The sequence below is a fragment of the Streptomyces sp. NPDC024687 genome (assembly GCF_055559055.1).
Genome location: NZ_JBVHLJ010000008.1, coordinates 286672 through 299539 on the forward strand (window position 1 = coordinate 286672; position 12868 = coordinate 299539).

General features: G+C 74.0%; 5 protein-coding genes. All 5 read right to left on the bottom strand.

What is annotated here, in order from left to right:
* Positions 1 to 42: 42 nt before the first annotated feature.
* Positions 43 to 1515: a glycoside hydrolase family 3 protein gene (locus ACZ39I_RS30165; RefSeq protein ID WP_467247907.1), complete on the bottom strand. Its 1473-nt coding sequence runs from the start codon at positions 1513 to 1515 to the stop codon at positions 43 to 45.
* A gap of 56 nt (positions 1516 to 1571) precedes the next feature.
* On the bottom strand, positions 1572 to 3047 hold the full coding sequence (locus tag ACZ39I_RS30170; protein ID WP_467247908.1) for a tryptophan 7-halogenase: 1476 nt from the start codon (positions 3045 to 3047) through the stop codon (positions 1572 to 1574).
* A 30-nt stretch (positions 3048 to 3077) separates the two neighbouring features.
* Positions 3078 to 10910 (bottom strand): SDR family NAD(P)-dependent oxidoreductase, encoded by a 7833-nt coding sequence (locus ACZ39I_RS30175; RefSeq protein WP_467247909.1) that lies wholly within the window; start codon positions 10908 to 10910, stop codon positions 3078 to 3080.
* A gap of 131 nt (positions 10911 to 11041) precedes the next feature.
* The gene (gene msrB / locus ACZ39I_RS30180) at positions 11042 to 11449 is read right to left on the bottom strand and encodes a peptide-methionine (R)-S-oxide reductase MsrB (RefSeq protein ID WP_389996796.1); all 408 of its coding nucleotides are present in this window, start codon (positions 11447 to 11449) and stop codon (positions 11042 to 11044) included.
* A gap of 13 nt (positions 11450 to 11462) precedes the next feature.
* Positions 11463 to 12854 carry a UDP-N-acetylmuramate--L-alanine ligase gene (murC, locus tag ACZ39I_RS30185; RefSeq protein WP_467247910.1) on the bottom strand — a complete coding sequence of 464 codons (1392 nt, stop codon included), beginning with the start codon at positions 12852 to 12854 and terminating at the stop codon, positions 11463 to 11465.
* Positions 12855 to 12868 lie beyond the last annotated feature (14 nt).

Sequence of the window (12868 nt, forward strand, 5' to 3'; positions counted from 1 at the left end):
GCGGGGAACTGCGCGACCAGCCCCCACCGGCCCGCAGACGAATCACCGCGCCCCGACCAGTACTTCAGCCACCGCCCGCAAATTGACCGTCCCCCGCCCGTAGGAACAAACCGCCCCCTCCTCCGGCAGCCCCGTGGCCACCCGCACCACCCCCGGCCGCCGGGCCACCAGCTCGTCCCGCATGCCGGCCTGCCAGGGATGCAGCCCCGCATCACACGTGGCCACCACCAGCGGCGCGCTCCCGGCCTTGGCCAGAATCCCCTCGACCACACCGTCCAGATCCGCCGGCTCCCCCGCGACCGCCGTCCCCGTGACAGTGGGGTCAACGGCCAGCACCTCGGTCAACAGGTCCTCCCCGCCCCAGTTCAAAGCAGGGTGCGGCGCCGGGAACAGGTCCACGACATGGGCCCCCCGCAGACCCACCGGAGGTACCCGCACCGCCCGCCGAGCCGCCTCCAGGCCCGCCCCTTCGTCCCATACGGCGACCTCGTCCGCCGGCGTCGCATACCGCTCCACCAGCCGCTGCACCCGCCCCGCCGCCTCCCGAACCCGTTCCTCGCCCAGCACCCCGTCCCGCAATGCTTCGAGCACGGCGTCCCGGCACTCCAGGGTCACCCCCAGATCCGCCACGGCGACGATGACCTGGTCCGCTCCGGCGGCGAGGGCGATCCGCGCCCCCGCGGCCTCCCCGTACAGGTCCGCGATCGACTTCATCTCCAGCGCGTCGCTGACCAGCACCCCGTCGAAGTCGAGCTCGTGCCGCAGCAGATCCCCGATGACTCGCCGGCTGAGCGTGGCCGGCCGGTTGGCGTCCAGCGCCGGAAAGACGACGTGCGCGCTCATCAGCATCGGCACGCCCGCGGCGATCGCCGCCCGGAAGGGGCCGAGGTCGAGTTCCTCGTACGGCCGCGGATCGACGGCGACTTCGTGGTGGCTGTCGGTGAGGGTGCCGCCGTGCCCGGGGAAGTGCTTGGCGCAGGAGGCGATGCCGCGTGCCTCGGTGGCCGCGATCCAGGCGCTCAGGTGCCGGGAGACCAGTTCGGGGTCGGTGCCGAAGGCGCGGGTGCGCACGATCGGGTTGCCGGCCTCGCGCTGGACGTCGGCGACGGGAGCGTAGGAGGCGGTGATGCCGAGGGTGGCCAGGTGTCCGGCGAGGGCGTCGGCGCAGCGGGCGGTGAGGTGCGGGTCGTCGACGACGCCGAGGGCGTAGGAGCCGGGGACCTCCGGGGCACCCGCGGCGACCAGGTGCCCGATGCCGCCGCCCTCGTTGTCGATGGCGACCAGCAGGTCGGGGCGCAGGGCCCGCAGGGTGTCGGTGAGGCGGCGCACCTGTTCCGCGTCGCGCACGTTGCGGGTGAACAGGATGACCCCGCCGAGCCCTCGGTCGATGAGCCGCTTGAGGGTGTCGGGGACGGCCGTGGTGCCTTCGAACCCGGCGACGAGACAGCGGTGGGCGGCCTCGTCGAGGTCGACGGGGAGGGCGGTGCGGGCGGACGGGTGCTCGGTAGGGGTCACCCCGGGAATCCTCTGGCTCGCTCAGCCGAAAGTCAACAGACCAGTGGTTCGGCCATTCACAGCCCCCGCTCCCAGCCCAGCCCGTCGGCGGAGGCGACGAGGTGGCCCGGCGCGGCGGGCGCGGTGTCGTCCAGCGGGCCGCCGTAGAGCGCCTGTTCCTGGAGGTCGTTGCCCGTCCGGAAGGTCTCGCCGACGACCCGCGTGGACAGCAGCGGGTTCGTCCGCTCGTCCGACGTGGCCAACCGACCCACAGCGCCGTCCAGTTCGGCCGCCGCGGCACTCCAGTGGGCCCCGAACCGCTCCGGTCCCAGCACCGCCGCATCACCCGAGACCAGTCCGCCGGCCAGCTCGGCGAAGGCCGCCACCTCGGTGCTGTCGACCTTCGTGACCTTCTTCGCGGACCAGAAGTACGACTGGTCGTTGCGCTCCATGTCGTAGAAGGCGATGAGGAACTCGTAGAACACCCCGTACTCGCGCCGGTAGCGGGCCTCGAACTCGGCGAATCCGCGCTCCTCGGGCACACTGCCGTCGAGCGCGGAGTTGACGGCGCGGGCCGCCAACAGGGCGCCGTAGGTGGCCAGATGGACCCCGGAGGACAGCACCGGGTCCACGAAGCAGGCGGCGTCGCCGACGAGCGCCATGCCGGGCGTCCAGAAGGACGTGTTCCAGTACGACCAGTCCTTGCGCACGCGCACCCGTTCGTACGGCGGCTCGGTCGCGGCCGGCACTCCGTCGAGCAGCTCGGCGACCTCCGGGCAGGCGCGGATCAGGTCCTGCCATGCGGCCCGCGGGTCCCGCTGGACGGCCGGGTGGTGCTCGGGCGAGATCACGGCGCCGACGCTGGTCAGGTCGTCGCGCAGCGGGATGTACCAGAGCCAGCCGGCGTCGAACGCGGCGCAGAAGATGTTGCCCCGGTTCGGCTCGGGCAGCCGGCGTCCGCCCGCGAAGTACCCGAACACGGCGAGGTTGCGGAAGAAGTCGGAGTACACGCGCCTCCCGTCCACCCCGGAGTGGACCCGGCCGGTGTTGCCGGACGCGTCGATGACGTGACGGCCGTACGCGGTACGGGCGTTGCCGTCGCTGTCGGTGTACTCGACCCCGCGCACCCGCTCGTCGTCGGCGACGATCCGGCGCACCGGGCTGCCCTCGCGGACCTCGGCGCCGACGCGGGCGGCGTTGCGCAGCAGGATCTCGTCGAACCGGGAGCGCTCCACCTGGAAGGCGGTCGCCGTGGGTTCGGGCAGCCGGGGTGTCATGGAGAAGGAGAACTGCCACGGCTTCGGGTCGCGCCCCCAGCGCAGGGTGCCGCCGCGCTTGAGGGTGAACCCGGCCTCGGCGACCTCGTCGGCGACACCGAGGATGCCGCACAGGCCGTGCACGGTCGCCGGCAGCAGCGACTCGCCGATCTGGTACCTCGGGAAGGTCTCCCGCTCCAGCAGCAGCACCCGGTGTCCGCGCATCGCCACGGCAGCCGCGGCGGTCGAGCCGGCCGGCCCGCCACCGACGACGATCAGGTCGTACTCGGGATTCATCGGTGCACTCCAACTTCTCAATCGGACGAGTTACGCGGTCAGCCACGCGCGGATCGCCGCGGCCGTGGTGTCGGCGTCCTGGTGGACGACGGAGTAGTGGTCGCCGGGGACGTCGACGGCGTCGTGGGGCAGCGGCCAGTGCGGCGGCCAGTCCCCTTCGGAGTCGGTTCTCCGCATCTCGGCGGTCGGCCGGCCGCGCAGCAGCAACGTCGGTACGGGGGACGGCTCGGGGGCCGGCTCAGGTTGCCATCCCTCGAGAACGCGCGCATAGCCGCCGCCCGCGATCAGCAACGAGTCGTCGAACTCCGCGACCACGTCCTCCGGCAGGGCGGCACCGGCCGCCATCAGGGCGAGGGCGCGTGCGTCACCGCGCTGGAGCACGCCCGCGTGGGAGTCGATCAGGACGACACCGGCCGGTGGCACTCCATCGGCCGCCAGTCGGCGTGCCACCTCGTGCGCGATCACGCCGCCGGCGCAGTAACCGACCAGGACGACCGGACCGCCCCGGGTGAGCTCGCGGACCGCGTCGGCGTGCGCCCCCGCCAGCGTCTCCATCGAGTCGGGAATCGCCCGGCGGGCGCCGAACCCAGGGTGTTCCAGCAGGTACACGTCCCGTTCCCCGTCGAACTGTGCGGCCAGTCCGGTGGGGACACGGTGGAAGGGGGCGAGGTAGTCGGGGAGGTAGGCGAGCGCCGTAGCCTGCCCGCCGCTGCCGCTGCGGGCGAGCCGGACGGGTTCGACGGAGTACCGGGTGCGGTCGGCCGCGGTGAAGGACGGCAGGGCGTACGAGGCGACGTACCGCAGGGTCATCGCCTCCAGCGGGCCCTGCTCGCGCAGGACGCGGTGGTAGAGGGTGGCGAACGGGTACGCGGACTCGGGTACTTGAGCGATCGTCTCCGCCGTCGGGGTGTCCGCCGTCTCCGGCAGCGCACCCGCCTCCCTCAACGCGGTGAGGAGGTGCGCCGACAGCCCCTCCAGCGTGGGGTGTTCGAGCACGACCGTCGGCGCCAGCCGCACCCGGGTGAACGCGCTGAGCCGGTTGCGGAACTGGAGAGCCGTCAGCGAGTCGAAGCCGAGCTGTCCGAACTCGCGGTCGGCGGGGAACGCGTCCGCGTCTGGGAAGCCGAGCACTGCTGCCAGTTCGGCGCGGAGCAGACCGGCCAGCACCCCGGAGCGATCGGCCTCTGGAGTGCCCGCGAGCCTCTTGCGCCAGGCGCCGGGAGCCTGGTCGGCCGCCGGTGACAGGGTGACCGGGGCCGGGCGCTGCGGACGCAGGTCGGCGAGCAGCGGGAGCGGCGAGCCGCTCTGCGTGGCGCGGGCGAACGGGACGGGCACCAGCACCGGTGCCGCCGTACGCAGCGCGGAGTCCAGCAGTTCGACGCCCTCCGGCTCGGTGACGGCGGGCACCCCGCCCTCGGTCAGCAGGTGCGGCGCGACCCGGCCGGCCATGCCGCCGTCGTCGTGCGCGGTGGTCCAGGGGCCCCAGGCGAGGGACCGCGCGGGCAGCCCACGGGCGGTCCGGTACTGGGCGAGTGCGTCGAGGAAGCCGTTGGCGGCCGCGTAGTTGGACTGTCCCGGCCTGCCCAGCACTCCGGCGGCCGAGGAGTACAGCACGAACGCGGCCAGTCCCAGGTCCGCGGTCGCCTCGTGCAGATGCCAGGCGGCGTCCGCCTTGGGTGCCAGCACTTCCGCCAACCGCTCGGGGGTCATGCCGTCCACCACGCCGTCGGCCGCCACTCCGGCGAGATGGAACACAGCGGTCAGGGGCGGCCGACAGGACTCGACCAGTGCGTCGACGGCCGCCCGGTCGCTCACGTCACAGGCCACCACCCTTACCTCCGCGGGGAGTTCGGCGGCCCAGTCGGGAGTACGGCCGCCACGGCTCGCCAACAGCAGGTGCCGGGACCCGTGTTCGGCCACGAGATACCGGGCGAGGCTCGCGCCGAGCGCTCCGGTGCCGCCGGTGATCAGCACGGTGCCGTCGGGGTCCAGGGCGGGCGGGGCGGCCGTCGCGGGGCCCGCGGCGACCAGCCTGGGCACCAGGACCGTGCCGTCGTGCAGGGCGAGTTGAGGCTCGCCGGTGCGCAGGGCCGCGTCCAGTGCCGCGCCCAGTGTGGCGTTCAGTGCCGCGCGCGTGGCGGTGCCGCCGCGGAGGTCGATCTGCACGATCCGGCCCGGATGCTCGGACTGGGCACTGCGCACCAACCCCGCCAGCGCGGCCTGCGCCGGATCCGGGTCGTCCCCGGTGGCGTGGTGGGTGAGCACCAGCAGTCGGCCCGGACGGGTGTCGGCGACCCACTCGCGCACCCGGGCGAGGGCGGCCGTGACGAGCTCCCGCACCCGGCCCGGCATGTCCTCGTACGGCTCGGCCAACAGGTCTGCCGTGTCGAGGAGTTCATGCTCGGTACCGGCGCGGCCGTCTTCCGTGGCGGGCCGCCAGGCCACCTTGTACAGCTCCGCCGGGCGGACCTTCGTCACCCGGGTGACCAGGGAATCGACGGTGGCGAGCGGCCGCCCGTCCACACCGGTCAGCGTCACCCGTACCTCGTCGGCCCCCAGCCGCTCCAGCCGTACCCGCGCGGCGGTGGCACCCCTCGCGTGCACGGTCACGCCGGTGAGGGCGAGCGGGACCCGCGCCTCGCCCGGCCCCTCGCCCGGCCCCTCGGCCAGCAGCGCGGCGTGCAGGGCGGCGTCGAACAGCGCCGGGTGCAGGGTGTACGCGCCGGCCTCCGCCGCCTCCCGCGGCCGCAGCGCCACCTCGGCGAAGATCTCGGCACCCCGCCGCCAGAGCCCGGTGACCGCGCGGAAGGCCCGCCCGTAGTGGTGCCCGTACGCGGCGAGCCGCTCATAGCCGACGGCCACCTCCTCGGCACCGGCAGGGGGCCACGGCGTGCCCTGAGCGACCGCGGCAGGTGTGCCGACCGGAGCGACCGACGCCCCGGCATGGCGGGTCCAGCTCTCTCCCGCTCGTGCCCACACGGTGACCGGCCGGTTGCCGTCCTGGTCCGGGGCGTCCGCGACCACCTGGATCGGCACCTGCTCCGACGCGGTCAGCACCAGCGGCTCGTGGAGGACCAGCTCGGACAGCCGTAGCGGGCCCTCCGCCACGCCCGCCCCCGCCGCCCGGAAGGCGAGCTCGGCGAAGACCGTCGCGGGCACCAGCACCCGGTCGCCGATCACATGGTCCGCGAGCCAGGGCTGCCGCGCGGTGGACAACGCACCGCTGTACCGGGTCCCGGGCCCGTCGGCGTCCGGCTGCGCCTCGCCGACCAGCTTCCCCTCGTCACCGCCGCCGCGCTCGCTCACGTCGAGCCAGTAGCGCTGCCGCTGGAAGGGGTACGTGGGCAACGGCCGCCGCCGGGCGCCGGTTCCCGTGTACACGGCCCGCCAGTCCACCGGCACGCCGTGGACGTGCAGTTCCGCCAAGGCCACGGCCGCCTCGGCCCCGGAGGTGAACAGCACTCCGGAGCCCGGCTCGACGCACTCCTCGGCCGCCGTGCTCAGCGCCGCCGCCGGCCCGGCCTCCAGGTACGCCGTCACGCCCGTCCGCGCCAGCCACTGCACCGCGTCGGCGAACCGCACGGTCTCCCGCGCCTGCCGTACCCAGTACTCGGCGGTCCGGATCGCGTCCGGCTCCGGACGGCCGGTCAGCGTCGACACCACCGGCAGGGACGGCCGGTGGTAGGTGACCGACTCGGCGACCTCCCGCAGCCCGTCCAGCATGGGGTCGAGCAGCGGCGAGTGGAAGGCGTGGCTGACCCGCAACCGGGTCGCCGTACGCCCGAGTCGGGCGGCCAGCGCGGACACCGCCTCCTCGTCACCGGACAGCACCACGGACTCGGGACCGTTGACCGCCGCTACGGCGACCCGGTCACCGGGCTCCTCGTCGAGCCGTTTCACCACGTCGGCCAGTGGCGCTCGTACGGCGAACATGGCGCCGTCTGCGGGCAGTTCGGCCATCAGGCGGCCACGTGCGGCGACCAGCCGTACCGCGTCGGCCCGCGAGAACACGCCCGCGATGTGCGCGGCGGCCAGTTCGCCGATCGAGTGGCCGACCAGGAAGTCCGGCCGTACTCCGCAGTCGGCGAGGAGGGTGTGCAGCGCGACCTCGTAGGCGAACAGGGCCGGTTGGGCGTAGTCGGTGCGGTGCAGGAGCTCGCTGTCGGGGTCGTCGATCACCTCGCGCAGGGGTCGGTCGAGCAACGGGGTGAAGGCATCGCACAGTTCGGTGTAAGCCGCGTCGAACACGGGAAACAGGGCTGCCAGTTCACGACCCATGCCGGTGCGCTGGGAGCCCTGGCCCGCGCAGAGCAGCGCCACCTTGGAGGTGTCGCGCGCGGTGTCCTTGCGCAGTGCGGGGCTGTCGGTGCCGTCGGCCAGGTCCCTCAGTCCTGCGAGGAGTCCGTCGGCGCCGGTGGCCAGTACGGCGGCGCGGTGCCGGAGGGGCGCGCGGGTGGTCGCGAGCGAGTACGCGACGTCCAGGACGTCCGCTTCCCCGTCGACGTCGGCCAGCGCGGCCGCCAACTCCCGTGCGTGGGCGCGCAGTCCGGCCTCGTCGCTGGCGCCGACGAGAAAGGGGATGACTGTGCCCGGCTCCGGGCGGACGCTCTCCGGCCGGTCCTCCGCCTCGGCTTCCTCCGGTTCCTCGATGATCACGTGCGCGTTGGTCCCGCCGATCCCGAAGGACGAGACCGCCGCCCGGCGCGGCCGGTCGCGCTCCGGCCAGGGCCGGGCCCGCTCCAGCAGCCGTACCGCCCCGCCGGACCAGTCGACATGCGGCGACGGCTGCTCCGCGTACAGCGACCTGGGCAGTTCGCCGTGGCGCATGGCCTCGATCATCTTGATGACGCCGGCCACCCCGGCCGCGGCCTGGGTGTGCCCGACGTTCGACTTGACCGAGCCGAGCCACACCGGGTCGCCGGGGTCCCGGCCCTGGCCGTAGGTGGCCAGCAGGGCGCCCGCCTCGACGGGGTCGCCGAGCGCGGTCCCGGTGCCGTGGCCCTCGACGACGTCCACATCGGCGGTGTCCAGTCCGGCGTCGGCCAACGCCAGCCGGATCAGCTCCCGTTGGGCCTCGCCGTTGGGTGCGGTGAGCCCGTTGGACGCGCCGTCCTGGTTGACGGCGGAGCCCCGCAGCACGGCCAGGACCGGGTGGCCGTTGCGCCGGGCGTCGGACAGCTTCTCCAGCAGCACGAGGCCGACGCCCTCCGCCCAGGCGGTGCCGTCGGCGCCGTCCGCGAAGGACCGGCAGCGGCCGTCCGCCGACAGTCCGCGCTGCCGGCTGAACACCACGAACGGCTTCGGGCTGGCCAGTACGGTCACCCCGCCGGCCAGCGCGAGGGTGCACTCGCCCGCGCGCAGCGCCGCGGCGGCCAGGTCCATGGCGACCAGGGAGGACGAGCAGGCCGTGTCGACGGTCAGGGCCGGGCCGCGCAGGCCCAGCACGTAGGAGATCCGCCCGGAGGCCACGCTGCCCGCCGAACCGGCGCCGAGGTGCGCCTCCAGCGGGTGCTGCGAGGCCCCGCCGCCGTATCCGCCGTGCATCAGGCCGACGTAGACGCCGGTGGCACTGCCGCGCAGCGCGGGCGCGGGGATGCCCGCCCGCTCCAGCGTCTCCCAGGCGACTTCGAGCAGCAGCCGGTGCTGCGGATCGGTGGCGGTGGCCTCGCGCGGCGAGATCCCGAAGAACAGCGGGTCGAAGTCGGCCGCGTCGGTGAGGAAGCCGCCGCGCCGGGTGTACGTCGTGCCGAGCCGGTCGGGGTCGGGGTGGTACAGGGCGTCGACGTCCCAGCCCCGGTCGGCCGGGAACTCCCCGGTGGCGTCCACCCCGTCGGACACCAGCCGCCAGAGGTCCTCGGGCGAGCGCACCCCACCCGGGTAACGGCAGCCGACGGCCACGATCGCGATCGGCTCGGCGGCGGGGCCGCGGCGCGGGGCCGTGCTCTCCTGCCCGCCGCCGTGCAGCCGCTCGTCCAGGTGGGCGGCGACCGCGGCGGGCGTGGGGTGGTCCCAGACCAGGGTGGCGGGCAGCCGCAGTCCGGTGCGCAGGCCGAGCCGGTGCCACAGGGTCATCGCGCCCATGGAGGTGAGACCGAGGTCGGTGAAGGCGGTGTGGGGGTCGATCGCGGAGGCGTCGGTGACGGGGGCCTCGCCAAGGACGGCCGGCGGGGTGCTCGCGGATCCGCCCGGGACCGGCGAGGCGCCGGCCGCGACGGGCTCGCCGGGGTTCTCCGGTCCACCGGGCCTCCCCGCCCCGCCGACCGCCGCCGTCTGTGCGCACACCAGCTCGGTCAGCGCCGCCCGGCGCTCCGCCGGGGGCCGGTCGGCGAGCCCGGCGAGGGCCTCCTCCGCCGGGCGGGCGGCGAGGCCCTCCCGGAGGACGGCCCGCCGGGGTTTTCCGGCCGCGGTGCGGGGGATGGCCGGGGTGAACAGCACGTCCTCGGGGACCTTGTGCGCGGAGAGCACCTCGGCGCAGGCCCGCAGCAGGGCGCCCGTGTCGAGGGCCCGTTCCCCCGGTACGACGAACGCGACCGGGACTTCGCCGAGCAGCGGATGCGGTCGCGCCACCACGGCCGCGTCCAGCACCCCGGGCAGAGCGCGCAGCACCTGCTCGACCTCGACGGGGTCGACGTTCTCCCCGCCCCGGACGATCCGGTCGTTCGCGCGCCCGGTGACGGTCAGGTACCCGTGCTCGCCCAGCCGCCCCAGGTCACCGGTGCGGTACCAGCCGTCGGCGTCCACCCCGGCCCCGTCGCGGTAACCGAGCATCACGCCGGGCCCGCGCACCCAGATCTCCCCCTCGGCGCCCACGACCTGCGCCCCGGTGCCGGGATCGACGAGCCGGACCTCCATGCCGGGCAGCACGGCCCCGCTGCTGCCGGGCACCCGCGGCCCCGCCGGCGACTCCATCGCGATCTTGCCGCAGGTCTCGGTGCTGCCGTACCCGTCGAGCAGCGGTGCCCCGAGCCGCTCCTCGACCCGTTCCCGCAGTTCCGGACCGCTCGGTGCCCCGGCGGTGACACACACCCGCAGCGAGGGCACCTCGCCGAGTCCGGCGTCGAGCAACTGCTGGTAGGTGAGCGGCACTCCGCCCAGCACGGTCGGCGCGAACTCCTCGACCAGCCGTACCAGCGCGGCCGGTTCCCGCTCCGCGGTGATCCGCGCGCTGCCGCCCGCCACGGTCGTACCGAGGACACAGAGCGAGTGGGCGTAGGTGTGCGCGAGCGGCAGCGGCCACAGCAGCCGGTCGTCCGCCGAGAGCCCCAGCCGGGGCACATAGCAGGCGACCGGCGACCACAGCGCGGATCGCTGGCTGGCGACCGCGGCCCTGGGGGTACCCGAGGTGCCGGAGGTGTACAGCAGCCAGGCGGGCTCGTCCAGACCGAGGTCGTCGCGGGGCCCGGGTGAACTGCCGTGCGCCATCAGGTCGTCGAAGTGCACGACCCCCTCCGGTGCCGGCCCCTCCCCGGTCACCACCAGCCGCGGTGACCGCTCGCCGACCACGCTGGCGATCCGTGCCAACTGCCGCCGGTCGACGACCAGTACGTCCGGATCGCAGTCGGCGAGCAGTGCCGCGAGTTCGGCATGGGTCCCGCGCGGACTCAGCGGCACCCCGACGGCACCGGCCCGGACCGTGGCGAGCAACCCCTCCACCAGTTCGACGCTGTTGTCGAGACAGAACGCCACCCTGGTCCCACGCCGCACCCCGAGCGCGCCCGCCAACCGCCGTGTGCGCAGGTCCAGTTCGGCCCAGTTCACCGCCCGCCGGTCGTCGGCGAAGGCGAGCTTGCCGCCGTACCGCGAGGCGTTCTCGACCAGCAACTCCGACACGGGCCGGACCTCGGACACTGTCCCGACGCGCATCGGGCCTCCTTCTGGATCACCGAGTCCGCACCGTATCCCGCCCGCGCACTCGGCACCGCATCACAAAGAAGGCCCACATGGCCGGAGTTGATCGGTCGGTGCCCGAAGGACACCTGACCGGAACCGCTCTGTCAGTCCTCGTCCGCCGTCAACCGCAGCGAGATGCTGTTGATGCAGTACCGCTGGTCGGTGGGCGTCGGATACCCCTCACCCTCGAACACGTGGCCGAGATGGGAGCCGCAGCGGGCGCAGCGCACCTCGGTCCGCACCATCCCGTGCGAGCGGTCCTGGATCAGTTCGACCGCGTCCGTGTCCTTCGGGTCGTAGAAGCTCGGCCAGCCGCAGTGGGACTCGAACTTCGTGGTGGAGGTGAACAGTTCGGCACCGCAGGCGCGACAGGAGTACACGCCTGTGGTCTTGGTGTTGGTGTACTCACCGGTGAAGGCGGGTTCCGTCCCGGCCTGGCGGAGTACGGCGTACTCGGCCGGGCTCAGCTCCGCACGCCACTGCTCGTCCGGCTTTTCGACGTCGTACGACATGAAGCTCAGCCCCTTACTTCGCGAGACGGTCCAGGATCAGCGGGCCGAGGTCCGTCACGTCACCCGCGCCCATGGTGAGAACGAGATCACCGGCCTTCGCCATTCCCGCGACCGCCTCGGGCACGTCCGCCTTGTCGTGGACCGGTGTCACGTCCGCGCCCGCGGTCCGGGCCGCCGCGATGATCAGTTCGCTCGTCACGCCGGGGATCGGGTCCTCGCGGGCCGGGTAGATGTCCAGGACCAGCGAGCCGTCCGCGAGTGCGAGGGCCTGGCCCATCTCCCTGCCGAGCTCCTGGGTCCGCGAGAACAGGTGGGGCTGGAAGACGACGAGGATGCGGGCGTCCCCGGCGGCCGCGCGCATGGCCTCCAGGTCGGCCGTCATCTCGGTGGGGTGGTGGGCGTAGGAGTCGATGACCTGCACTCCGGCCGCCTCGCCCTTCAGCTGCAGGCGCCGCTTGACCCCGGTGTAGGCGGCCAGGGCCGGCGCCAGATCCTCGGCGGGCACCCCGAGGGCCACACCGGCGGCCAGCGCGGCCACCGCGTTGTGGGCGTAGTGGCGGCCGGGGACGGAGACCGTGAAGGTGAGCTGCCCGCCGTCGAGGAGAACGGTGACCTCGCTCTTGAGGCCCTGCGGCGCGACCGACAGAACGCGCACGTCGGCGTCCTCGGCGTCGCCGTACGTCACCACGCGCACGCCGCTCGCCGTGACCCGCCGGGTCAGCTCCCGGGCGCCCTCGTGGTCCGCGTTGACGACCAGCGTGCCGCCCTTGGCGATGCGGTCCACGAAGGTCTCGAAGGACTCGTAGATCTCGTCCATCGACGCGTAGTTGGCGTGGTGGTCGAGCTCGACATTGAGGACGATCGCGACCTCGGGGGCGTACTTGTGGAAGCTGCGGTCCGATTCGTCCGCCTCGGCGACGAAGATCTCGCCTTCGCCGTGCAGCGCGTTCGAGCCGGGGGCGTCCAGGTCGCCGCCGATGGCGTACGACGGCTTCAGGCCCAGCTCGGACAGGGAGACGGCCAGCATCGAGGTCGTGGTCGTCTTGCCGTGCGTCCCCGCGACCGCGATCGGGCGCAGGCCGTCCATCAGCGAGGCGAGGGCGTCGGACCGGTGCACGACCGGGATGCCGAGCTCGGCCGCGCGGGCCAGCTCGGGGTTGTCGGCCCGGATCGCCGACGACACGACGACACAGGTGGCGTCGGCCGCCAGGTGCTCGGCCGCGTGCCCGATGTGCACGGTCGCGCCGAGCGCCCGCAGCGCCTCGGCGGTCGCCGACTCCTTGGCGTCACTGCCGGCCACCTTCGCGCCGCGCTGCGCGAGGATCTTCGCGATCCCCGACATCCCGGCCCCACCGATCCCGATGAAGTGCGGTCGGTCCATGGCGGTAGGAAGGCCGGGTGCCATGCGTGTGTCTCCCC